This is a genomic window from Serratia sp. N21D137 (genome assembly GCF_047530005.1).
Classification (GTDB): Bacteria; Pseudomonadota; Gammaproteobacteria; order Enterobacterales; family Enterobacteriaceae; genus Chania; species Chania fonticola_B.
Genome location: NZ_JBLJAJ010000018.1, coordinates 54,554 through 77,193, shown reverse-complemented (window position 1 = coordinate 77,193; position 22,640 = coordinate 54,554). Strand labels below are relative to the sequence as shown.

The window sequence follows — 22,640 nt, the reverse complement described above, 5'->3', positions numbered from 1 at the left end:
ATGGCTTACCGTTACTGACGTAAAAACACCTGCGGCAGTGCGGTTTCCGGGTGGGCGGCGACACCGAGATCTGCCTGATACCAACGCGTCAGGATATCCGTCTGTAATACCTGCTGCGGGGTACCGGAAGCGACCAGGCGGCCCTGATGCAACAGCAGAATGCGATCGGCGTACAGCGCGGCCAGATTAAGATCGTGCAATACGCAACAGACCGCCAACGGCTGCTGACGCGTCAGGGAGCGGAGCAGGCGTAAGGTATGTTGTTGATGATACAGATCGAGCGCCGAGGTGGGTTCGTCAAGGAATAACCAGGATGGTGCGGGTTGTGGCTGCCACAACTGCACCAATACTCTGGCCAGTTGCACCCGCTGCTGTTCCCCGCCGGAAAGCTGGCGGTAATCACGGTGGGCCAGGCTGGTGCAATCGGTCTGCTCCATCACCTGTTGGATCGCCCGTTTGGCATCGCGCCCGCTATGCGGGGAGCGTCCCATGGCCACCACTTCTTCCACGGTAAACGGAAAGGCCAGCTCGCTGTGTTGACGCATTACCGCCCGGACCTTGGCCAACTGCTGCGGTTGCCACTGCTCAAGCGGTTTACCTTGCAGGCGGCACTCGCCACAGTCTGCGGCCAGATAACCGGTAAGTAAGCGAAGCAGGGTCGACTTCCCCGCGCCGTTGGGGCCGATAATCGCCACCATCTCACCGCTGGCGATGCTGAGGGAAACATCGGTGATCAACCGGCGCTCCCCCAGGTTGTAACGCAATTGCCGTGCCGTCAGCGTTGATGAATCATCCACCCGTGCGCTCCCGCTGGCGCATCACCAGCCACAGAAAATAGGGACCACCGATCAGGCTGGTCATCAGGCCTACCGGCATTTCTGCCGGGGCGACCAGCGTACGTGCCAGCGTATCGCTCACCAGCAGCAGGCAGGCACCGCCGAGTGCAGAGGCTGGTAACAACCAACGGTGATCGCCCCCAAGCCGCATGCGCACCAGGTGGGGGACCACCAGGCCAATAAAGCCGATCACGCCACTCATCGCTACGGCGGCCCCAATCAGCAGGGCGCTGAGCAATAGCAACTGCAGCTTGGCGCGTTGCACATTGACCCCAAGGTAATGTGCCTCTTCATCGCCCAGTTGTAGCAGATTCAAACGACGAGCCTGTAACAGCGTCAGCAATGCGGCAGGCAGGATCAGCGAAGCGGATACCACCAGGGTGGGCCACTGTGACTGGCTAAGGCTGCCCATCATCCACAGCGAAAACTGACGTAATTGCTGGTCGCTACTGAGGTACGACAGCACGCCAATCGCTGCCATGCACAGCGCATTGATGGCGATACCGGCCAGCAACAGCCGCGACAGGCTGCCGTGTCCGCTGCGGCTGATGCCGTAAATCAGTATTGAAACCAGCAGGCTGCCAAGAAACGCCGCCAGCATATGGCTATACAGAGCGATGAGCGGGGGCAGGGCCAGCGGCATGACGATCACCAGGGCGACGAACAGTGCGCCGCCGCTGCTGATCCCCAACAGGCTGGGATCGGCCAAGGGGTTGCGGAACAATCCCTGCATCACCGCCCCGGAAACCGCCAACGCGCAGCCGATCACTACGGCCAATAGCACGCGTGGCAGGCGAATATTCAGCCAGATATGCCAGGAGGCATCGCTGAAAGGAGCCTGCCACAGGGTTCGAAATGACAGTGTCAACGCCCCAAGGTTAGCGGCCCCAAGCGCCAGGATCGTCAGCAGGATCAGCAGGCTGACGATCGCCAGGCGGGGTGAGGTTCGGCAACGCATTACTTTTGCTCCGCCGCTTTACGCAACAGGCCCAGCGCCTGCGGCGTTTCCAGACCAAAACCGAGCAGCGCCATATCATCAACGATCAGCACGCGGCGATTTTTCCCCGCCGGTGTCAGAGCCATGCCGGGCAACAGCCACAGGTTTTCCTGGCCACCGATGGAGCGAACGCCATCGGTAGTTACCAACAGCAAGTCTGGTGCGCTGGCAATCACGCCCTCTTGCGAGAGCGGGCGGTATCGGCTGAAACCTTGCATCGCGTTTTTCAACCCAGCGGCTCTGATAATGGCATCTGCCGCGGTTTGCTGGCCCGCGGCCATGGGGGTGATACCTCCGTGACTCATCACGAACAGCACTTTCACCGGTAGCGGCGTATTGGCTATCGCTGCCAACTGTTGCTGATAGCCTTCGGCCAACTGCTTGCCTTGGCTACTGCGATTGATGGCATCGGCTATCACGCTGATTTTTTCGGGCACCGCCTGCACGGTGGTATCCCCAGGGATACGCACCACCTTCACGCCACTGTCTTCCAATTGCTTGAGCACCAACGCTGGCTCTGCCAACTCGGTAGTCAGGATCAGGGTGGGTTTCAGCGCCAGAATACCTTCGGCATTCAGCTGGCGCATATAGCCTACGTCGGGCAATTTCTGCACCGCAGCAGGGTGCAAACTGGTACTGTCTCGTGCCACAACTTCATCGCCCGCGCCCAGCGCGAAGGCAATTTCGGTCACGTCACCGCCTATCGAAACAATCCTCTCGGCCGCCACGGCGGCTAATGGAAACGCCAGGGCGATGCACAGCGCCAGGCGACGGGGCAATGAAGCTATCATGCGGCGACTTCCTTCGGTTCAAGTGCAGCAACCTGCTCACGCCACTGGAGCTGCTCCGGTTGGCCTTCGGTACGCTGCCCGTAAAGTTGAGCGATCTGGGTGCCATCGGCAGCAAACAGCTCCAGGCTGGTGACCATGCCATCTTTAGTTGGTTTGCGGGTGATCCAGCTTTCGGCGATCGCCCCTTCAATCAGGTGCAGGGTAAAGTGGCGATTGAAGATGTTGACCCAGCCGTCCTGCGGCATCAGGCGCTCAATCTGGCCGGTAAAGATTTGCACACAGCCCCGGTTGCCGACGAAGATCATGATTTCGTTCTGCGCAGACTTGGCGGCTTCCAGGAGCGCCGTCAGCGCGCTGTTGTCCACACGATAGGCCAGATCGTTACCCACGGCGCGGAAGGCCTGTTGGCGGGTCAGATTATTGCGGCTCAGCAGTTGGAAGAACTGGTGGACGTCGGTCATGGCTCGCCAGTCGGCATCGATTTTGGCGGCATCTGGCGCGCTGTTGCTCTCTTTAATTTCGGCCGGTTGCAGCTCCAGTGTCGGGTTTTCCGCACTTTGATGGCGCTCGACCAGGGCGAACCAGGCGGCGAGATCGGTTTCGTCTGTGGTGTAGACCTTATGCAGCGCGTCGCCTTGATGATCAAAGAACTGAATGCTGTGGCGCACGCCACGCTTGTTGGTTTCACTCAGGGCAAAAACGCTGGCCCAGTGGTTGAGGAACAGGCGCAGATCCAGCTCGCGCGGATTGAGGATCAGCCCGGCATGGCCATTGAGGTGCTGATTCTGATAACGCCCAACCTGCTCGTGTACCGCATAGCTGTTACGCGTGATGGATTTGGTGACGCCAACCTGTTCCAGTTCGGTCAGCAGCGTACGGGCATCGGCCTGCAGGCGACGAGCATCGTGGCCGACGCGGGCGTGGGTCAGTTCGCCTTCGCTGATACGCAACAGCTCGGCCAGATCGCGGGCATATTTACCTGGGTGATCAATTTTCGCCTGCTCATAACGTTGGTATAGGGTCTCGCTCATTAATTTGTTTCCTGTGCTGGTGGGTGAGGAGCGGGCAAAAACGGTCTGCCCGCTGTGGTTCAAAGGGTTACCACTGATAGCTGACCAGCAGTTTGGCGTTACGACCATCCTGCGGAATGCCCTGTGGTGAGTAATATTCTTTATCGAAAGCGTTCCCCAGTACCACGGTAGTGGTGACGCCCTGCAGGTCTTCACGGCCTTTATAGCTGAGGTAGAAATCGTTCACGCCATACCCGGCTTGCTTGCTGTAGCCGGTAGCCACGTGGTGCGCACTCTGGGCAAAGGTTCCCACCCAGCCGGTGGATAAACCGGTCTCGGCAATAGGAATATCCAGCACGCTGGTGACCGTATCCGGGTTGATACTGGAGAGCCAGTCACCCGTCGTTTCATCTTTACCACGTGTGCGGTTGTAGGCCAGATCCAAACCGAACCACTGGGTTTTATAGTTCAGCGAGGCATCCCATCCCCAAATTTTGGCGCGATCGATATTGGTTGAGAAGGTAGTACAGCTGATGCAGTACATACCGCGTGGGCCACGGCCTAACTCCATGGTGACACCGGTAGTAATATAATCTCTGGCTTTGGTATCGAAGTAGCTGGCCTTGAATTGCAGGCTGTCATCGGCCATTAACAGATCGTCAAAGCGCAAGCCGAAGCTGTATTCCTGCGTAGCGTTGGTTTCCGGCTTCAGATTCGGGTTAGGCACCCAATAGTTGGTGATGGTGGTCGGTCCCATCGGGATCGAGAAGTGCTTGGAGTCGTTGTACATCTCGCCCATGGTTGGTGCGCGGAACGCCTGAGCATAGGAGGCGAACATCATCAGCCAATCGGTAGGGGTAACGCTCATCACACCACGGGATGACCACTTGTTGGCATTGACGTCGTCATAACCGTCGCTAGAGCCTTTGTAGTTGTCATAACGCGTCCCGGCCAGGAAAGAGACGGGCAGGTCACGCAGAGTGATCTCATCCTGCAACCAGCCGGAAGCGAAGTTGATTTTGGCCTGCGGGAAGCTCTCTGTTGCCCCCCCTGGCGTCTGTTCCTGTCGGTAGGCTTCGCTACCATAGGTAAACAGGTGCGAAGCGAAGCTGTCAGCAAACAGGCGGGTACGGTTTTCCAGCTTGCCACCTTTGGTAGTTTGTTTGCGAGCTTCATCCGTGCTGCCGTCGATATGCGCATTGATCTCTACTTCGGAGTAATAGAGCTTGGCATCGGCATCCAGCCAATCCTGGCCTGTGGGCTTGAGCTTATAGCCGAGCTGTGCGTCACGCTGAATTGTAGAACGGTCAGTTAACACATTGCTGCTGGAAACATCAGGCGTTTGCGGATTCTTAGGTTCTTGCGCCCGGTTGTTGTAATAACGCAGATTACCGCTCAGGGACTGGTTGTCATCGATGGCCCAGGTGCCTTTGGCCAGAACGTTGCTGATGGTCTCGTCGTTCGGTGCATTAAAGCCATCGCCCTGGCGAATATCACCGATATCGCGGGTGCCGAAAGAGATCAGACCATCGAGATCGTCAGTTTTACCGTAAGCGCTGGCGCCCATGCCCAGGCTATGATCGCCGGTAGCCGCTGTGCCGAACACGCGGTAGCCGGTGTTATGGCCTGGCAACAGCAGATCGGCGGCATCCACCGTTTCATAGGAGATAACCCCACCTAATGCGCCACTGCCGTACAACAGTGCCGATGGGCCACGCACTACTTCAATCCGTTTTACCAAGCCAGGATCCAGGAAGGTGCCATTGATATGGCCGGTATCGGTTCCCTGACGAATACCATCAACCAGGATCAACACGCCACGGCGATCGTAACCCCGCATCATAATGTCTTGCCCATTGCTCCGGCCAGTACCGGTTACGGTAACCCCAGGCACATGACGCAGCATATCGCCGGCGGTGGTGGCGGTTTGGCTCTGAGGGCTGTTGCCGTCGATCACCGTCACCATCATCGGCGCTTCAAAACTGCTGCGCTGATTACCGGTGGCGACCACGGTCATGGTCTCATCTTTGTTTTTTTCTTGTGCCTTGGTGGCAGCGGAAACACTGGTGTCGGTCTGGGCAAAAACCACCGTAGGCAAAGCGCAGGCAATGGCCAGGCTTAATGCGGATAAACGCAGCCGGGAGGCAAAAATGGCAGGCATGTGGCAACTCTCCGTATGACTCAACATATCAATAGATTTGCTGGCTGCCTGGATCGCAAGATCGGGGTGGCTGGCGTTAAAAGGAACTAAGACGTTATTTGGTTAAGATCAATTTTCCCGCTTTGGTTTGGCGAAGTTGATAGCGTTGCCCTTGATGGATGATCACCGCCAGCCCATCAGCACCCAGCAGCTCGGCACTGTCGAAGCAGGGCGGTAAAACGGCAGGAGCACTGCCGTCAGGAGTCACCAAAGCGTTGTTGGACTGTTGGCAATTATTGAGATTGTCCATAAATTCAACCGGTAAATGGTAATTAATATCAAATTGATAATCATTATCATGTGAACGAAAGGTTACATCAAGGGAAATTTTCTTACCGATGGAACCTTTTTGTCGTCATGCTTACCGGGGCTAGATTGATTGCGACCAATTTGCTGATAAAACGGCTATTTCAACAAGGTTTCGATACGGCTGAACAGGCGCTCAGGTTTGGTGATGGGGGCAAAGCGTGTGATCCGCTCGCCATCGGCGGTGAGCAGGAATTTGGTGAAGTTCCACTTGATACGTTGGCTGCCTAACAGACCGGGAGCACGGCGTTTTAACTCGCTGAACAGGGGATGCGCCTGCGCGCCATTGACGTCGATCTTGCTGAACAGCGGAAAGCTGACGCCATAGTTGAGGGTGCAGAAGTTGGCAATCTCCAGCGGATTGCCCGGCTCTTGTCCGCCAAACTGATTGCAGGGGAAGCCCAGCACCATCAACCCGCGTGAGCGGTAATACTGCCACAGCTTTTCCAAGCCCGCATACTGCGGGGTAAAGCCACATTTGCTGGCGGTATTGACCACCAGATAGGCCCGCGCCGGGAAGTCGGCCAGCGTTTTATGTTCTCCTTGCAGGGTGATACAGGGAATGGACAGCAGTGAATGGTTCACGGAAGAGGGCTCCAGATCGGTTTAGCGGCGGATGTTTGGCAAGTATAGCTGAATGATGTAACACTATCTCGTACCATAGGGGCTAAATAATTGGCTGTCGGTGTTGTGCTGACAATAATGCGCTATTGCAAAAAACACTTTTAACCTGATAAAAAAGAACTGTTGTTATAGCCAGAAAAAAGCCTTGATGGCAAATGTTATTTAATATAAACAGTGCGTTGCATAATTACCTTTTTTATTTAAATTGACATTTAAATAAAAAAGCCAATATTTAAAAATTCCATTTTTTCCACTAAAGTTATTGACTCTTGAGTTTTTCAATGTTTATTATCGCATTTATAGACGATGTAATTGCAAACCGAGGGGGGTATGAAAAAAATGCTATTTTGTTGATGTCAATTGGTTTGATGGCTTTTATCTCTCACGCAGAGGAAATGCGGGGAAATATGGGGGCGGAACCGGTGAAGTCAATTTTAAAAATTGATGATTTTCTTCCGAAAAAGCAAAGGTGGTCATTTGGAACGGGAGTGAATATCATCAATGAAAGTGCTGAAGGAGGGTATTCCGGTGTTTATATAAATCAAATCAGCCCTGGCCAGTATGTTATCGATCGCACCTCATTATCCTATCGGCGGGAAAAGAATGGGATGTCAGGATATCTTTCGGGGATGTATGGGTTGACGCGCCAACTATCTTTATCAGCCACTGCAAATGGGCAATGGGTCAATACAAGATATTTGTTGGAAAATAATACTGGTGTGACTAAAAATGAGTACAGATTTAATGGGGTAGGGGTTGGGATAAGCTATCAATTTTATCGACTGTCGGATTATACGGTTTTGTTTTCTGGCGGAAATTTCAAACATGGTGTGCTACAGAGTTACGTTCTTGGCTCATCTCTCAGTTGGATATATGACCCTCTCGTTCTGAATCTGTCATTCGGTTATCTCGATGGTATTTCGAAGGAGAGATTTACTAACGACTATCAAGCCTACACGCTATCGGGAAAAGTTGTCTTTGCTATTAACCCTGAGGTTAATTTAAATTGGGGAGTTTCTAAGGATGTCATAAATGCATATAGTGATATTTCAAGCCAGAAAGAGTGGAGCAGTAAAACCTCGCTTTCAGTTGGCACGGCAGTGAACTTGGCAGAGAATACTATTGGCAGCGTTAGTGTTAAAGGAGGGGTAGGCAACAACAAAGGTTCTGTCATATCTATTGGTTTTAACTATAAAATGTGAATAGCTATCAATCTTCATGCCGTCAGAACGTTAGGGATATCTTTCTTATGGTATTCCAACGCCATATTTTAATGTCTAAAGGTAGCCAATATGATGAAGATAAAACAGGTTTTGTTTATTTGCGTTTTAGGCTATTACTCTGTTTTTAGTGTGAATGTGTGCGCTGAAAACAAACTGGAATCCTTGGATAAGGAGAAGCATCGTAAGTTAGAGGCATTGGGATATCGTTCATTTTTGCCATTAAATATGGAGGAGTTAGATAATACCAAAGGTAAGGTTGGCCCTCTGGTTCTTGGTGCCATTGGGGCGGCAGGAGGCGCTGCTGGGTCAATTGGTATTGACTTATCAAATGGAGCGCAAATAAATTGGGGGAATGCAGCCACTGCGGCCGTCGGTGGTTTTGTAACCGGTGCTACGGGGGGATTAATGGGCGCTACGGTGTCAGGGGCAGCTGCCAGTGCGGCTTTAGGTGTAAGTGCTATGGGGGCGACTAATGCGGCTATTGGCGGTCTTGGTGGCGGTGGAAGAGGGTCATGTGATACTTGTCATAAGAAGAAATAATATGTCTATATTTAATGTCGGCTTGCTTATAGTGGCAACCTGTTGTCATTTCATTACAGGCGTAAAAATATTTATGGATGTTAAAATGAGTGCCATTGCTTTTTCATCATTAATGCTGGTTTTGGCGGGGTTAATAAGTGGTCATGTTGTTTTTACTTCGGCTTACTCCCTGTTGATGATTTTTATGGCTGCTATTATCCACTGGCTGTCTAAAAAGAAACGCATAAAAAAAGTTAACGGTATGGGTATTATGTATGTGAATTTATCTTCGCTACCCACTATCGTTTACCTGGCTCAATGGATAGGTTCATGATTTTGAGTAGCATCGAAAGGGGGCACTAGTAATAATTTTCGCATGATATTTATGGAGGGCTATTGAAGAGATGGATGGTGAGCGTTATATGTTTTTTTATGCTTTTTAGTGGTTGTCAAACGAGTGTGAAAGCAACCTATCTGCACACTAAGTTTCTGGGGGGGAATAGGCAGTTGTATGATAACACCTGCGGGGTGGCTTCTCTTGAATTTATTTCAAGGCAATATTACAACATTGATACATCAGAACTAAAGTTGATAAGTAACATCGGTGTAAAACCTGAGTATTCACTCTTGGATATTAGCATGCTATCAAAAAAAATGGGGTTGGATACCATAGGCATTAAAATTACATCAAAACAATTAAAGCAGCTTCACTCACCCGCCATTCTATACATAAACAGATTTGGAAAAGAACACTTTGTGGTTTTCCATGGGGTGATTGATGGCGTTATTCAAATATACGATCCTGCCTGGGGGTATATTAACTACCCATTCTCCCAGTTTGAACGATATTGGCGTAGAGAGGGGGGTTTTGGTCGCGCGCTGCTTTTTCTGGATGATATTAAAATCGATTTCAACGAAAGGTTGATTTACAAAAAGATGGTCTCGATAGAGTGAGTTGCCCAAATGTTTGTGAAATCGTATGTGCTATTGTGAGATGGTGGTTCTACCCGCGAATAAGAGCCAGCATGCCAAAAGCATGCTGGCTAAAATAATCAGAAACGGGTATCCACCGCATCGGCCAGCATAGCCAGCAACTGCTCGCTGTCCGACCAGCTCAGGCAAGGGTCGGTAATGGATTGGCCGTAGGTTAGCGATTGGCCAGCCACGATTTTTTGCGTGCCTTCCACCAGGAAGCTTTCAGCCATCACGCCAGCGACGGCCACGGAGCCTGCGCGGATCTGTTGGCAGACGTTTTCCGCCACTTCCAACTGGCGGCGATGCAATTTCTGGCAGTTGCCGTGGCTGAAGTCGATCACCAGCTGTTCAGGTAAATCGAACTCGCGCAGGCTATCACAGGCGGCTACGACATCGGTCGCGTGATAGTTTGGCGTCTTGCCGCCGCGCATGATGATATGGCCATAAGGGTTGCCGCTGGTTTGGTAAATGGTCATCTGGCCGGTTTTGTCTGGCGACAGGAACATATGACCGGCGCGTGCAGCACGGATGGCATCAATGGCGATGCGGGTATTGCCGTCGGTACCGTTTTTGAAACCAACCGGGCAAGAGAGCGCCGAGGCCATTTCACGGTGGATCTGGCTTTCGGTGGTGCGAGCGCCAATTGCGCCCCAGCTGATCAGGTCGGCAATATACTGGCCGATCACCATATCCAGGAACTCGGTCGCCGTTGGCAGGCCAAGCTGATTCACTGACAATAGCAGCTTGCGCGCCATCTCAATGCCACGGTTGACCTGATAGCTGCCGTCCAGGTCGGGATCGGAAATCAAGCCTTTCCAGCCCACCACGGTGCGCGGTTTTTCAAAATAGGTGCGCATCACGATTTCCAGGCGATCCTGATAGCGCTCGCGCAGTACGTTAAGACGGGTGGCATAGTCCATCGCCGCATCCAGATCGTGAATGGAGCAGGGGCCAATCACTACCAACAGGCGCTTATCTTCGCCGGTGAGGATTTTTTCAATACGTTTACGTGACGCTGTCACGTTATCGGCTACCGATGCTGAGATCGGCAACTTTTCTGCCAACGCCTGAGGCGTGACCAAGCTGTCGATGCGCGCGGTCCGCAGTTCATCTGTTTTGTGCATGATTGTCTCTAAAACTGTTCTTCGCGACGGCAGGAATACCGGGAAGTGATGGCGATCACAATAACGCAAAAACGGCTGATTTCAACCGTAGAGATTGTGATCGGCTGATTAAAACCGGTAAAAAAGCACAAAAGAGGGGGAATGGACGACTATCCGGCCAGCCCCTACTATCAGAACATTCGCCGGCTCATACCGAGGATATCGAGGATCTTGGTGGAGATCTCCTCCACCGAATAGTTGGTGGTATTGAGGTAGCGGATCTGGTTTTTGCGAAACAGTGCTTCCACTTCGGCAACTTCCATCCTGCATTGGCGCGGGGAAGAGTAACGGCTGTTTTCGCGGCGTTCTTCGCGGATCGCCGTTAACCGCTCTGGGTTAATGGTCAACCCAAATAATTTATGTTGAAACGGCTTTAGCGCGGCGGGTAGCTGCAAATTGTCCATATCATCGGCCGTAAACGGATAGTTGGCCGCGCGGATACCAAATTGCATCGCCAGATACAGGCTGGTAGGGGTTTTACCGCAGCGGGATACGCCGAGCAGGATCACCTGAGCCTGATCGAGATTGCGCAGCGATATGCCGTCATCATGGGCCAGGGTGTATTCAATGGCCGCGATCCGGGCGTCATACTTGCCCAGATTGTTTTCCGTCAGCCCGTGGGTGCGATTAGGGACCGGCGTTGGATCCACCGCTAATTCCCCCTGTAGCGGGCCAACCAGGGCTTGCACGATATCCTGGCAGAATCCTTCACTTTGGGTGATCACCTGGCGAACCTCCGGCGAGATAATCGAATAGAACACCAGTGGGCGCACACCGGTTTGTTGGTAAATATCATTGATCTGCTGGCATACGCCCCGCGCACGCGCTTCGGTTTCCACAAAGGGCAGAGTGAAAGTGGTGGCCTTGACGGGAAACTGTGACAGCACCGCATGCCCCAATACTTCGGCGGTAATGGCCGTGCCATCCGAGATATAAAAAACGCTTCTTTCCACCCATAACTCCTTAATGCCTGAAACGACGGATAGCAACATCATGGTCTGCATACCCACATACGGTAAAGAGGAGGACAGAAATTTTGTGACGCTGGGGATCATTCGCGGCAATTGAATATATTTAATAAAACTAGATTTCATTTTTAATAAAATGAATGGTGCTATTTTAACTACCTGCTCCGACGCAAATTGGCGCTATTTTCGTCAAATCAATCACTAAAATTACGGGTATTTAAGCAAAAGTTTAAATAATACATAATTTGTTGAATTGTAAGCTTTTAGCCAGTTAGGGAACGATCCCTAATAAAATTGTGCTCGCTGGAATTCTCTTAATTGCTATTTTCTTCATTGGCTTGATCGATTCACCTGTCTATTGTCTATGGATCATTGTGCTAGTGTGGGTGGGTGCCGTTTTTGCGGTACCCGTCAAAAATCCGTCAATACCCTACTGATAGCAATAAGGATTGTCTCGATGTCTAACAATGGCCCAGACTTGCGTAATGTGCTTTGGTACAACCAGCTTGGCATGCACGACGTTGACCGTGTCGGTGGCAAAAATGCCTCCCTCGGTGAAATGATCACCAATCTCTCCGATTTGGGCGTGGCCGTACCCAACGGTTTCGCCACCACCGCCCAGGCATTTAACGATTTTCTTGAGCAAAGTGGGGTTAACCAGCGCATTTATCAGCTGCTGGATCAGACTGACGTGGACGATATTGCTCAACTGTCCAAGGCCGGTGCGCAAATTCGCCAATGGGTGATCGATACGCCTTTCCACGCGGAATTTGAACGTGAAATTACCCTGGCGTACCAACAACTGTCCGAGGGCGAAAGCGAAGCCTCCTTTGCCGTGCGTTCTTCCGCAACGGCCGAAGATATGCCAGACGCCTCGTTTGCTGGCCAGCAGGAAACCTTCCTCAACGTGCAGGGCATTGATGCGGTGATGGTGGCGATCAAACACGTCTTCGCCTCTCTGTTTAACGACCGGGCCATCTCTTACCGTGTGCATCAGGGTTACGATCACCGTGGCGTGGCGCTTTCCGCCGGTGTGCAGCGCATGGTGCGCTCCGACCTGGCTTCATCTGGGGTCATGTTTACCATTGATACCGAGTCCGGCTTTGATCAGGTGGTATTTATTACCTCGGCGTTCGGCCTGGGGGAAATGGTGGTGCAAGGGGCGGTCAACCCGGATGAGTTTTATGTCCATAAACCGACGCTGCTGAAGGGCAAACCGGCCATTGTGCGCCGCAACCTTGGCTCGAAAAAAATCCGCATGGTGTACGCACCTTCACAGGATCACGGCAAACAGGTCCGTATCGAAGATGTGCCAGAAGAGCAACGCAATCGTTTCTCTTTGACCGATGATGAAGTCCAGGCACTGGCACATCAGGCGTTGTTGATCGAAAAACACTATGGCCGCCCGATGGATATCGAGTGGGCCAAAGACGGCCACACCGGCAAGCTGCTGATAGTCCAGGCGCGGCCAGAAACCGTGCGCTCCAATGAGCAGGTGATGGAACGCTACCAACTGAACGCTAACAGCACCGTGCTGGTGGAAGGGCGAGCCATTGGCCATCGCATTGGGGCAGGCCCGGTGAAGGTCATCCACAATATCAGCGAAATGGATCGTATCGAGCCGGGCGACGTATTGGTCACCGACATGACCGACCCGGATTGGGAACCGATCATGAAGAAGGCGGCAGCGATCGTAACCAACCGTGGTGGACGTACCTGCCATGCAGCGATCATTGCACGCGAACTGGGGATCCCTGCCGTTGTAGGTTGTGGCCATGCAACGGACCTGCTGAAAGAAGGGCAGAAAGTCACCGTCTCCTGCGCCGAAGGCGACACCGGCTTTGTCTACAGCGACATGCTGGAGTTCAGCGTACAAAGCTCGGAAGTCACTGAACTGCCGGAACTTCCGTTGAAGATTATGATGAACGTCGGAAACCCTGACCGTGCGTTCGACTTCGCTCGCTTGCCAAATGAAGGCGTAGGGCTGGCCCGGTTGGAGTTTATTATCAACCGCATGATCGGCGTACACCCGCGTGCCCTGTTGGAGTTCGACCAGCAAACTCCAGAGCTGCAGGCAGAAATCAAGACGCTGATGTTGGGCTATGACGATCCGGTCGAGTTCTATGTCGGTCGTTTGACCGAAGGGATCGCCACGTTGGGCGCGGCATTCTGGCCGAAGCGCGTGATCGTGCGCCTTTCCGATTTTAAATCTAACGAATACGCCAACCTGGTCGGCGGCGAGAAATATGAGCCGCACGAAGAAAACCCGATGTTAGGTTTCCGTGGTGCGGGTCGTTACGTGGCTGACAGCTTCCGAGACTGCTTCGCCATGGAATGTGCCGCAATGAAGCGGGTACGTAATGAGATGGGGCTGACCAACGTTGAGGTAATGGTGCCGTTTGTGCGTACCGTGGCTCAGGCGGAGGCCGTGGTGGCAGAGCTGGGGCGTCAAGGGTTGAAGCGCGGCGAGAACGGGCTGAAAGTGATCATGATGTGTGAGATCCCTTCCAACGCCTTGCTGGCCGATCAGTTCCTTGAGCACTTTGATGGCTTCTCTATCGGTTCCAACGATATGACGCAGCTTACGCTGGGGCTGGATCGCGATTCCGGAGTGGTCTCAGAGCTGTTTGACGAGCGCAATGAGGCGGTCAAGGCGCTGCTTTCCATGGCGATCCAGGCGGCCAAACGTCACGGCAAATATGTCGGCATCTGTGGACAAGGCCCGTCAGACCATGCGGACTTTGCCGAGTGGCTGATGGATCAGGGGATTGATAGCCTGTCGCTTAACCCGGATACCGTGGTGCAGACCTGGGTTAATTTGTCACAAAGAAAGTAAACCTGAATAACAACGTCTATTGAAAACATAAAACCGCCGGTTAAACCTGGCGGTTTTTTTATATTGGCGGGTTATTTTGCACAAAAAAAAGCCCATCAAAAGACGGGCAAAGACTACACACAGCAATTCAGTGATTCGGAGTAACTTTGTTAGATGACTTGACTGGCAAACAATGCATGGAAAGCAATGCTTTTCAGCAAGATAGAGTTTCATACTAGGCAGTTATCTGGCGCGCGTCATTAAGAATCGTCCCAATCAAACAGCTTGGATTGTACGGTTTCATTGCAAGAACAGGTATTTGATTGGTATCTATTTTGCACCAGGTGAGTCAGCAGAATAATTATCGGGAACGATGCGGTGGCGAATGGGAATATGCGGGTTAATCGCCTGCCCAATGAATGAGCAGGCGATGTAGGGATCACAACTGTTCTAAATCTTTGGCGACTTCTTCCAGATCGGCGGTGGGCTCTGGAGCTTCGTTCACCCAGGCGCTAACCAACCGATAAGAGACCGCCAACACGACAGGGCCGATAAACAGGCCAATCATCCCGAAGGCCAGCAGGCCACCGATAACGCCTGACAGGATCAGAATCAACGGCAGGTCGGCACCCATGCGGATTAGCGCCGGGCGCAGGAAGTTATCCAGAGTTCCGACCACACAGCTCCACACCAATAGTACGGTGCCCCAGGTGGTATCACCGGTCCAGTAAAGCCAGATAATGGCCGGGACCAAGACCAGCAATGGCCCCAGTTGAGCGAGGCAAAAGACGAACATCACTACGGTCAGCAAGGTGGCCGCCGGAATGCCGGAAACGGCCAGCCCAATACCGCCCAGGATCGACTGCACCAATGCGGTCACCACCACGCCTAATGCGACTGCACGGATCGCTTGCCCGGCCAGTAACACGGCCGCGTCGCCCCTAGTGGAAGCAAGGCGTACGGCAAAATGGCGGATCGCCATGCCAACCTGCTCACCGCGGGCGTACAGCAAGGCGCTGAACAGTAACATTAGCGAACAGTGGATCAGGAAACGGCCAATATGTGCTGCCTGGGTGACAAACCAGGTGGCGGTCTGGCCGAAGTAAGGTTGAATTTTGGCCACCAGAGCGTTACCACCGGTGTTCACCAACAGATGATAGCTGTTATAGACTTTGTGCCCGATCACTGGAATGGAACGCAGCCACTCCAGCTGTGGAACGTGGAGCTGGCCCGGCGAGTTCACCCAGGCTACGATTGGCGCGCTGTTGTCCACCACGCTGCTGATCAATAGGGCAATAGGCAGCACAAACAGTAAGAGCAGCAGGATGGTCATCACCAGCACGGCTAGCGACCGGCGGCCCCAAAGTAGGCTCTGTAGTTTAATCAATACCGGCCAGGTGGCGATCACCACCATCGATGCCCAGGCAAATCCCAGAATAAAGGGTTGAATGACCCAAAAACTGGCGACGATCATAATGGCGATAAACAGCACACCAAAAATTATCGTCGGTAAATCGTAGCGGCGTTGCGGTTGTGTCATGAATGCGTTTTCATCCTAGTGAGTTAATTCCTTGGTACCCTTTTATCATGGAGCATTTTTGGCAACTTTCACAGTCAGCAGCACATTTTGCCGTGGAACGTCATCAGCGGTACCGCCTTTCACTATTAAGCGCAGTGGAATAACCGCCAGATTTTCTTCTGCCGAAAGCGCAGCCATCGGTTGCGCTATCATTTTCCCCGCCAAATAATGCCAAATTCAGGATGTACAAGCGGCAAAACACCCGCCATTATGAGGTAGATAGCGATGATGCAGGGGCGGGTAACGGCCCTTGCCGTTATCGTGATAATAAAAGACAGGGGAGGGTCAGTTCCGGGCCCGGTTAAGCAATGAAGAGCAGACAGAGTCAAACAAGCGAATGATCCCACAAATTTCTCAGGCATCCGGCCTCGTTCAACGGGTGCTGGACTTTTTGGCCGCGTTAAAACAGAGCGGATTCAACGGCGATACCGCCACTAGCTATGCCGATCGGTTGACGATGGCGACGGATAACAGCATTTACCAGCTGTTGCCCGATGCGGTGGTGTTTCCTCGCTCAACCGCCGATGTGGCGCTTATCGCCCGGCTGGCCGACGAGGAGCGCTTCAAGGCGCTCACCTTCAGCCCGCGCGGTGGTGGCACCGGCACCAATGGGCAGGCACTTAACACCGGCATTGTGGTTGATATGTCGCGCTACATGAACCGCATTCTGGACATCAACGTCGAGCAAGGTTGGGTGCGGGTAGAGGCCGGAGTGATTAAAGACCAGCTTAACCAGTATCTGCGGCCGTTCGGCTATTTCTTCTCGCCGGAGCTTTCTACCAGCAACCGCGCCACCCTAGGTGGCATGATCAATACCGACGCGTCTGGCCAGGGCTCGCTGGTGTACGGCAAAACCTCAGACCACGTGCTGGGGCTGCGGGCGGTGTTGCTGGGGGGCGAAATGATCGACACTCGCGCCATGCCAACGCCGCTGGCGGAAACGATTGCCCAGGAAGATACGCCAGAGGGGCGGATCTACCACACCGTGCTGAACCGTTGTCGCGAGCAACGCGCACTGATCCTGGAAAAATTCCCCAAGCTTAACCGCTTCCTCACCGGCTACGATCTGCGCCACGTGCTTAGCGACGATCTGCAAACCTTCGATCTGACCCGCATTCTTACCGGTGCCGAAGGGACCTTGGCCTTTATCACCGAAGCGCGGCTGGATATCACACCGCTGCCGAAGGTGCGGCGGCTGGTAAACGTCAAATATGACTCTTTCGATTCGGCCCTGCGCAATGCGCCCTTTATGGTGGAAGCCAAGGCGCTGTCGGTGGAAACCATCGACTCTAAAGTGCTGAATCTGGCCCGCGAAGATATCGTCTGGCACTCGGTCAGCGAACTGATCACCAACGTGCCCGATAAAGAGATGCTCGGGTTGAACATCGTTGAGTTTGCCGGTGACGATAAGGAACTGATCGACGGCCAGATGGAAGCGTTGTGCGAGCGTCTGGACGATCTGATCTCCGAGCAACAGGCTGGGGTGATCGGCTATCAGATTTGCGGCGATTTGACCGGCATTGAGCGTATCTACAATATGCGCAAAAAGGCGGTTGGGTTGCTGGGTAACGCCAAAGGGCAGGCCAAACCCATCCCGTTTGCCGAAGATACCTGCGTGCCGCCGCAGCATCTGGCCGACTATATCACCGAGTTCCGCCAACTGTTGGATAGCCATAACCTGAGCTACGGTATGTTCGGCCACGTTGATGCTGGTGTGCTGCATGTGCGCCCGGCCTTAGATATGTGCGATCCCCAGCAAGAAGTGCTGATGAAGCAAATATCTGACCAGGTGGTGGCGTTAACCGCCAAGTATGGCGGCCTGTTGTGGGGAGAACACGGGAAGGGCTTCCGGGCGGAGTATAGCCCGGCGTTCTTCGGCGAGGAGCTCTATGAAGAACTGCGCCGCATCAAGGCCGCGTTTGACCCGCTCAATCGCCTCAATCCGGGGAAAATCTGCCCGCCGCTGGGCGTAGATGCCGTGATGATGAAAGTCGATGCGGTGAAACGTGGCACGTTGGATCGCCGCATCCCCATCGATGTCCGCACTTCGTTCCGTGGCGCGATGGAGTGTAACGGCAACGGACTGTGCTTTAACTTTGATGTCCACAGCCCGATGTGCCCATCGATGAAGATCACCGCGAATCGGATCCACTCGCCGAAAGGCCGAGCGGCCCTGGTTCGCGAATGGTTACGCTTATTGGCAGAGCAGGGCGTGGACCCCGTCGCACTGGAAAAGCAGTTGCCGCAGCAGCGCCTCAGCTTCCGCACGCTGGTTGAGAAAACCCGTAATAGCTGGCATGCAGGCAAGGGCGAATATGACTTCTCCCATGAAGTCAAAGAAGCGATGTCTGGCTGCCTGGCCTGTAAAGCCTGTTCGACCCAGTGCCCGATCAAGATCGACGTGCCGGGCTTCCGTTCGCGCTTCCTGCAGCTTTATCACACCCGTTATCTGCGCCCAATGCGTGACTACGTGGTCGCTGGCGTTGAGAGCTATACCCCGTTGATGGCCAAAGCGCCAAAGGTGTTTAACTTCTTCTTCAAGCAGCCATGGGTGCGCGAACTGAGCCGCAGCAGCATCGGTATGGTGGATTTACCGCTGCTATCGAGCCCAACGTTACGCCAACAACTGTCGGGCCATAGCGCGTTCAGCATGACGCTTGAACAGTTGGAGGCATTGAGCGAAAGCCAGCGCGAACAGCATGTGCTGGTGGTGCAGGATCCGTTTACCAGCTATTACGATGCCCAGGTTGTGGCAGACTTTGTACGGCTGGTGGAAAAGCTGGGCTACAAGCCGGTGCTGTTGCCATTCTCACCGAACGGCAAGGCACAGCATATCAAAGGGTTCCTGACACGCTTTGCCAAAACGGCGCGCAAGACAGCGGACTTTCTTAACCGGGTAGCCAAACTGGGGATGCCGATGGTGGGTGTCGATCCGGCGTTGGTGCTGTGTTATCGCGACGAGTATCAAGAAATTCTCGGGGCCGAGCGGGGTAATTTCCAGGTGCAACTGGTTCATGAGTGGTTGCAACAGTTGCTGGCAGAACGAGCAGAACAGCCTGCCACCGGTGAAGCCTGGTATCTGTTTGGCCACTGTACCGAAACTACCGCATTACCGGCGAGTACCCAGCAGTGGGCAACCATCTTTGCGCGTTTTGGCGCCAAGTTGGAAAACGTCAGCGTGGGTTGCTGTGGCATGGCGGGCACTTACGGTCACGAAGCCAAGAATCTGCAAAATTCCCTGGGGATTTATGAGCTATCATGGCATCAGGCGCTACAGCGTTTGCCAAGGCAACGCTGTCTGGCGACCGGTTATTCTTGCCGCAGCCAGGTAAAACGCATTGAAGGCAATGGCGTGCGGCATCCATTACAGGCACTTCTGGAGATGATTGCGTGAAGCTGTGGAAACGTGAAACAACGCTGGAACAACTCAACCAAAGCGGTGAAGGATGCATGGTGGCCCATGTGGGCATTCAGTTTACCCGCTTGGAAGATGACTATTTAGAGGCGGTGATGCCCGTCGATCACCGCACTACCCAGCCGTTTGGCCTGTTACACGGTGGGGCTTCGGTGGTGCTGGCCGAGTCGATGGGCTCAATGGCGGGGTATCTGTGCACCGAAGGGGAACAAAAGGTGGTGGGGTTAGAGATTAACGCCAACCACCTGCGCGCGGTATTTAAAGGGCAGGTGCGCGGGGTTTGTCGTGCGTTGCACGCCGGCCGCCGCAATCAGGTCTGGCAGATCGAGATCTTCGACGATCGCGCTCGCCTCTGCTGTACCTCACGGCTGACCACGGCAGTATTGGAGTAACACCAACCCCGCAGGTTTTCGCCTGCGGGGTAAACGTTACAGCTGGAACGGCACCCGTTTCACAAAATCCTTCTGAAAAGCGGTAGCCTTGTCCCAGCCGCCTTCCATCGAATATTTCTGGCAAATCAGCGTTAGCGTATGCCGGGCAAAATGATAGCACTGCACGCGGAACAGCTGACAACGCTGTGGGCTGTTGATCTCGACAATCAGCCGGTTATGCAGTTTGCTCAGCGCATGCAGGTAGCTCTCGTCATCGCCATTTTCCAGGCATAAATTCGCCATGCCAAGGCTGACACCGTTGTAACGCTTCAGATGATTGATGTTGCATTCAGGCCGCTGTAGCGCCGCTTCCGCCATATAGAAATCCACCGTGGCATCACGGATGTTGAACTTGTATTCATCAATTTTGCTCAGCAGCCACGCATTCATCGAGATAGCCATAGGTCCACGCCCAATTAAAGCTTAATGATAATCATTATCATATTTGTAGCTGTGGCGATGATCAATGCTCCCCGCAGATTTTTTTCTGTAGTCGGTCTTTTGACCGCCACGGGCTAAAAACACGCGAGCGACTAGACTTAAAGCAGGGAAAGGCATTTTTCAGACAGACAAAATGCAGAAATAGGTATTTTCTATGAATGTTTAAAACAGACGACTTATCCGGCGCTATAACCTTGTCGGAACAGCGGGATAAGCCGTACGAGATATGATGAATTGCTATCAATTCAGAGGGATAAAAATTATCCCCATATCTATTTTGCTTGGATACGCCATCGATTTATCGTGTTGCCGAGCGTAAATCCGGGCGTTTGGTAAATACCCCCGCAAAACAAAAGGTTGAAGTGATAATCATTATCACTAACATGGGCGGTAAGCCAGATCGGCTGTAGTAAACACGAATGTGAGGTAGGCCATATGCATACGGAAGATGTTGGTACTTTTTCTTTGGCAGACAACGTCTGGCAAGGCATTTCGCTGAGCGACAGCGCGGTGAAGCAGATAATCAGACTCATGCAGCAGGATGCTCAGGTGAAAGGGCTGCAACTCGGCGTCAAACAATCCGGCTGTGCGGGCTTTGCCTACGTGCTGGATTTGACCCGCGAACCGGCCAGCGACGATCTGTTGTTCGAACGTGACGGGGCCAAGCTGTTCGTGCCGCTCAAAGCGATGCCGTTTATCGATGGCACCACGGTAGATTTTGTTCGGGAAGGGCTGAATCAGATGTTCAAATTTAATAACCCTAAAGCTCAGAACGCCTGCGGGTGCGGTGAGAGCTTTGGCGTTTAAGCGATGCAATCAACATGACACGAAGCAACGTAGAAACAGCGAAAGATGTACCGGCTTGGGTCAGCGAAGGTCGCTATAAGGAAGGATTCTTTACCCAACTGGCCACCGAGGAGTTGGCCAAAGGTATCAACGAAGAGGTGGTACGCGCCATCTCTGCCAAGCGTAACGAACCCGAGTGGATGCTGGAATTCCGCCTGGAGGCTTACCGTGCCTGGCTGCAAATGGAAGAGCCACACTGGCTGAAAGCCAACTATGACAAGCTTAACTATCAGGATTACAGCTACTATTCAGCGCCGTCCTGCGGTAGCTGTGATGACTCCTGCGGTTCTCAGCCTGGGGCGGAGCAGCAGCCTGGTGCCAGTTCGGAGAACGGCTACCTGACCAGCGAGGTTGAACTGGCGTTTAATCAGTTGGGTGTACCGGTGCGTGAAGGTAGCGAAGTGGCGGTAGATGCCATTTTCGACTCGGTTTCTGTCGCGACCACCTACCGTGAAAAGCTGGCAGAGAGTGGGGTGATCTTCTGCTCGTTCGGTGAGGCCATTCACGACCATCCAGACTTGGTACGTAAATATCTGGGCCGAGTGGTGCCACATAACGACAACTTTTTTGCCGCACTTAACGCAGCAGTGGCTTCTGACGGCACCTTTGTCTACGTGCCGAAGGGTGTGCGCTGCCCAATGGAGCTTTCCACCTATTTCCGTATTAACGCCGCGAAAACCGGCCAGTTTGAACGCACCATTCTGATTGCCGATGAAGGCAGCTATGTCAGCTACATCGAAGGCTGCTCAGCGCCGGTACGCGACAGCTATCAGCTGCACGCGGCGGTGGTTGAAGTGATCCTGCATAAAGACGCCGAAGTGAAGTATTCCACGGTGCAAAACTGGTTCTCCGGCGGCGGCGAAAGCAAGGGCGGTATTCTCAACTTCGTCACCAAGCGGGCGCTGTGTGAAGGCGCAGGATCCAAGATGTCCTGGACACAGTCGGAAACCGGCTCGGCCATCACCTGGAAATACCCAAGCGTGATCTTGCAGGGCGACAACTCGATCGGTGAGTTTTTCTCGGTGGCGCTGACCAGCGGCTACCAACAGGCGGATACCGGCACCAAGATGATCCACATTGGTAAAAACACCAAGTCGACCATTATTGCCAAAGGGATCTCCGCTGGGCACAGCCAAAATACCTATCGTGGGCTGGTGAAGATCCTGCCCGGGGCGGAAAACGCCCGTAACTTTACTCAGTGCGACTCGATGCTGATCGGGCCCAATAGCGGGGCGCATACCTTCCCTTATGTGGAGACGCGCAATAACAGCGCCCAGCTTGAGCATGAGGCTACCACCTCGAAGATTGGTGACGACCAACTGTTCTACTGCCTGCAACGGGGCATCAGCGAAGATAACGCCATCTCGATGATCGTCAATGGTTTCTGCAAGGACGTGTTCTCCGAGCTGCCGCTGGAGTTTGCCGTAGAGGCACAGAAGTTACTGGCTATCAGCCTGGAACACAGCGTCGGTTAAGCACCCGTATTTATAGCGCAGCAGCG

Annotated in this window: 21 protein-coding genes; 9 read left to right on the top strand and 12 right to left on the bottom strand. The window is 53.3% G+C overall.

Annotated elements, in window-relative coordinates:
• Positions 1–11 precede the first annotated feature (11 nt).
• From ACMV5H_RS15420 to ACMV5H_RS15390, 7 genes are all read right to left on the bottom strand, one after another.
• A complete protein-coding gene (locus ACMV5H_RS15420) occupies positions 12–797 on the bottom strand; it encodes a heme ABC transporter ATP-binding protein (RefSeq protein WP_021804579.1) in 786 nt (261 codons plus the stop codon).
• On the bottom strand, positions 790–1,794 hold the full coding sequence (locus ACMV5H_RS15415) for a FecCD family ABC transporter permease (protein ID WP_021804578.1): 1,005 nt from the start codon (positions 1,792–1,794) through the stop codon (positions 790–792). Before ACMV5H_RS15415 ends, ACMV5H_RS15420 begins: the two co-directional genes overlap by 8 nt.
• Complete coding sequence (locus ACMV5H_RS15410; RefSeq protein ID WP_209523576.1) at positions 1,794–2,624, bottom strand: heme/hemin ABC transporter substrate-binding protein; 831 nt, start codon at positions 2,622–2,624, stop codon at positions 1,794–1,796. The genes ACMV5H_RS15415 and ACMV5H_RS15410 overlap by 1 nt, the downstream gene beginning before the upstream one ends.
• Complete coding sequence (locus ACMV5H_RS15405) at positions 2,621–3,655, bottom strand: hemin-degrading factor (RefSeq protein WP_414822061.1); 1,035 nt, start codon at positions 3,653–3,655, stop codon at positions 2,621–2,623. Before ACMV5H_RS15405 ends, ACMV5H_RS15410 begins: the two co-directional genes overlap by 4 nt.
• A 67-nt stretch (positions 3,656–3,722) precedes the next feature.
• Complete coding sequence (locus ACMV5H_RS15400; RefSeq protein WP_414822060.1) at positions 3,723–5,795, bottom strand: TonB-dependent hemoglobin/transferrin/lactoferrin family receptor; 2,073 nt, start codon at positions 5,793–5,795, stop codon at positions 3,723–3,725.
• A gap of 94 nt (positions 5,796–5,889) precedes the next feature.
• Entirely contained in the window at positions 5,890–6,084 is a 195-nt protein-coding gene (gene hemP, locus ACMV5H_RS15395; protein WP_115158427.1) for a hemin uptake protein HemP, read from the bottom strand.
• Positions 6,085–6,239: 155 nt separating this feature from the next.
• Complete coding sequence (locus ACMV5H_RS15390; RefSeq protein WP_021804573.1) at positions 6,240–6,725, bottom strand: glutathione peroxidase; 486 nt, start codon at positions 6,723–6,725, stop codon at positions 6,240–6,242.
• Between the two features lie 320 nt (positions 6,726–7,045).
• Between ACMV5H_RS15390 and ACMV5H_RS15385 the strand changes: the two genes are divergently transcribed.
• The 4 genes from ACMV5H_RS15385 to ACMV5H_RS15370 all read left to right on the top strand — a co-directional run bounded on the left by ACMV5H_RS15385 (position 7,046) and on the right by ACMV5H_RS15370 (position 9,460).
• Positions 7,046–7,966, top strand: a complete 921-nt coding sequence (locus ACMV5H_RS15385; RefSeq protein ID WP_414822059.1) for a hypothetical protein — start codon at positions 7,046–7,048, stop codon at positions 7,964–7,966.
• A 90-nt stretch (positions 7,967–8,056) separates the two neighbouring features.
• Entirely contained in the window at positions 8,057–8,527 is a 471-nt protein-coding gene (locus ACMV5H_RS15380; protein WP_223499435.1) for a hypothetical protein, read from the top strand.
• 1 nt (position 8,528) lies between these two features.
• Positions 8,529–8,840 carry a hypothetical protein gene (locus ACMV5H_RS15375; protein ID WP_166734850.1) on the top strand — a complete coding sequence of 104 codons (312 nt, stop codon included), beginning with the start codon at positions 8,529–8,531 and terminating at the stop codon, positions 8,838–8,840.
• 173 nt (positions 8,841–9,013) lie between these two features.
• The gene (locus ACMV5H_RS15370) at positions 9,014–9,460 is read left to right on the top strand and encodes a C39 family peptidase (RefSeq protein WP_261454680.1); all 447 of its coding nucleotides are present in this window, start codon (positions 9,014–9,016) and stop codon (positions 9,458–9,460) included.
• Positions 9,461–9,558: 98 nt separating this feature from the next.
• On the opposite strand, the gene ACMV5H_RS15365 is transcribed toward ACMV5H_RS15370, so the two are convergent.
• Positions 9,559–10,605, bottom strand: coding sequence for a 3-deoxy-7-phosphoheptulonate synthase (locus tag ACMV5H_RS15365; protein WP_021178121.1), 1,047 nt, complete (start codon positions 10,603–10,605; stop codon positions 9,559–9,561).
• A 170-nt stretch (positions 10,606–10,775) separates the two neighbouring features.
• The gene (locus tag ACMV5H_RS15360) at positions 10,776–11,597 is read right to left on the bottom strand and encodes a pyruvate, water dikinase regulatory protein (protein ID WP_021804571.1); all 822 of its coding nucleotides are present in this window, start codon (positions 11,595–11,597) and stop codon (positions 10,776–10,778) included.
• A 472-nt stretch (positions 11,598–12,069) separates the two neighbouring features.
• On the opposite strand from ACMV5H_RS15360, the gene ppsA reads away from it, so the two are divergent.
• Positions 12,070–14,448, top strand: coding sequence for a phosphoenolpyruvate synthase (gene ppsA, locus ACMV5H_RS15355; protein ID WP_414822058.1), 2,379 nt, complete (start codon positions 12,070–12,072; stop codon positions 14,446–14,448).
• A 418-nt stretch (positions 14,449–14,866) separates the two neighbouring features.
• Here the strand turns inward: ppsA and ydiK are convergent, their stop codons facing one another.
• Both ydiK and ACMV5H_RS15345 read right to left on the bottom strand, forming a co-directional pair.
• Complete coding sequence (ydiK, locus tag ACMV5H_RS15350; protein WP_021804569.1) at positions 14,867–15,967, bottom strand: AI-2E family transporter YdiK; 1,101 nt, start codon at positions 15,965–15,967, stop codon at positions 14,867–14,869.
• 45 nt (positions 15,968–16,012) lie between these two features.
• Positions 16,013–16,159: a hypothetical protein gene (locus tag ACMV5H_RS15345; protein WP_155621742.1), complete on the bottom strand. Its 147-nt coding sequence runs from the start codon at positions 16,157–16,159 to the stop codon at positions 16,013–16,015.
• A 184-nt stretch (positions 16,160–16,343) separates the two neighbouring features.
• On the opposite strand from ACMV5H_RS15345, the gene ACMV5H_RS15340 reads away from it, so the two are divergent.
• Together ACMV5H_RS15340 and menI are read left to right on the top strand one after the other, a co-directional pair.
• A complete protein-coding gene (locus ACMV5H_RS15340) occupies positions 16,344–19,400 on the top strand; it encodes an FAD-binding and (Fe-S)-binding domain-containing protein (RefSeq protein ID WP_179251488.1) in 3,057 nt (1,018 codons plus the stop codon).
• A complete protein-coding gene (gene menI / locus ACMV5H_RS15335; protein WP_414822057.1) occupies positions 19,397–19,813 on the top strand; it encodes a 1,4-dihydroxy-2-naphthoyl-CoA hydrolase in 417 nt (138 codons plus the stop codon). The genes ACMV5H_RS15340 and menI overlap by 4 nt, the downstream gene beginning before the upstream one ends.
• A 36-nt stretch (positions 19,814–19,849) precedes the next feature.
• Here the strand turns inward: menI and ACMV5H_RS15330 are convergent, their stop codons facing one another.
• Positions 19,850–20,254: a hypothetical protein gene (locus ACMV5H_RS15330; protein ID WP_179251489.1), complete on the bottom strand. Its 405-nt coding sequence runs from the start codon at positions 20,252–20,254 to the stop codon at positions 19,850–19,852.
• Positions 20,255–20,728: 474 nt separating this feature from the next.
• On the opposite strand from ACMV5H_RS15330, the gene sufA reads away from it, so the two are divergent.
• The gene (sufA, locus tag ACMV5H_RS15325; RefSeq protein ID WP_021178114.1) at positions 20,729–21,100 is read left to right on the top strand and encodes a Fe-S cluster assembly scaffold SufA; all 372 of its coding nucleotides are present in this window, start codon (positions 20,729–20,731) and stop codon (positions 21,098–21,100) included.
• Positions 21,101–21,114: 14 nt separating this feature from the next.
• Positions 21,115–22,614: a Fe-S cluster assembly protein SufB gene (gene sufB, locus ACMV5H_RS15320; RefSeq protein ID WP_414822056.1), complete on the top strand. Its 1,500-nt coding sequence runs from the start codon at positions 21,115–21,117 to the stop codon at positions 22,612–22,614.
• Positions 22,615–22,640 lie beyond the last annotated feature (26 nt).

What these genes read in the sequence shown, in the direction of transcription:
- ACMV5H_RS15405 (WP_414822061.1), bottom strand. Translation starts at nt 3,655, where the DNA reads ATGAGCGAGACCCTATACCAACGTTATGAGCAGGCGAAAATTGATCAC.
- ACMV5H_RS15380 (WP_223499435.1), top strand. Translation starts at nt 8,057, where the DNA reads ATGATGAAGATAAAACAGGTTTTGTTTATTTGCGTTTTAGGCTATTAC.
- ACMV5H_RS15340 (WP_179251488.1), top strand. Translation starts at nt 16,344, where the DNA reads ATGATCCCACAAATTTCTCAGGCATCCGGCCTCGTTCAACGGGTGCTG.
- hemP (WP_115158427.1), bottom strand. Translation starts at nt 6,084, where the DNA reads ATGGACAATCTCAATAATTGCCAACAGTCCAACAACGCTTTGGTGACT.
- ACMV5H_RS15375 (WP_166734850.1), top strand. Translation starts at nt 8,529, where the DNA reads ATGTCTATATTTAATGTCGGCTTGCTTATAGTGGCAACCTGTTGTCAT.
- ydiK (WP_021804569.1), bottom strand. Translation starts at nt 15,967, where the DNA reads ATGACACAACCGCAACGCCGCTACGATTTACCGACGATAATTTTTGGT.
- ACMV5H_RS15345 (WP_155621742.1), bottom strand. Translation starts at nt 16,159, where the DNA reads ATGATAGCGCAACCGATGGCTGCGCTTTCGGCAGAAGAAAATCTGGCG.
- ACMV5H_RS15365 (WP_021178121.1), bottom strand. Translation starts at nt 10,605, where the DNA reads ATGCACAAAACAGATGAACTGCGGACCGCGCGCATCGACAGCTTGGTC.
- sufB (WP_414822056.1), top strand. Translation starts at nt 21,115, where the DNA reads ATGACACGAAGCAACGTAGAAACAGCGAAAGATGTACCGGCTTGGGTC.
- ACMV5H_RS15400 (WP_414822060.1), bottom strand. Translation starts at nt 5,795, where the DNA reads ATGCCTGCCATTTTTGCCTCCCGGCTGCGTTTATCCGCATTAAGCCTG.
- ACMV5H_RS15385 (WP_414822059.1), top strand. Translation starts at nt 7,046, where the DNA reads ATGTTTATTATCGCATTTATAGACGATGTAATTGCAAACCGAGGGGGG.
- ppsA (WP_414822058.1), top strand. Translation starts at nt 12,070, where the DNA reads ATGTCTAACAATGGCCCAGACTTGCGTAATGTGCTTTGGTACAACCAG.
- ACMV5H_RS15330 (WP_179251489.1), bottom strand. Translation starts at nt 20,254, where the DNA reads ATGGCTATCTCGATGAATGCGTGGCTGCTGAGCAAAATTGATGAATAC.
- ACMV5H_RS15415 (WP_021804578.1), bottom strand. Translation starts at nt 1,794, where the DNA reads ATGCGTTGCCGAACCTCACCCCGCCTGGCGATCGTCAGCCTGCTGATC.
- sufA (WP_021178114.1), top strand. Translation starts at nt 20,729, where the DNA reads ATGCATACGGAAGATGTTGGTACTTTTTCTTTGGCAGACAACGTCTGG.
- ACMV5H_RS15410 (WP_209523576.1), bottom strand. Translation starts at nt 2,624, where the DNA reads ATGATAGCTTCATTGCCCCGTCGCCTGGCGCTGTGCATCGCCCTGGCG.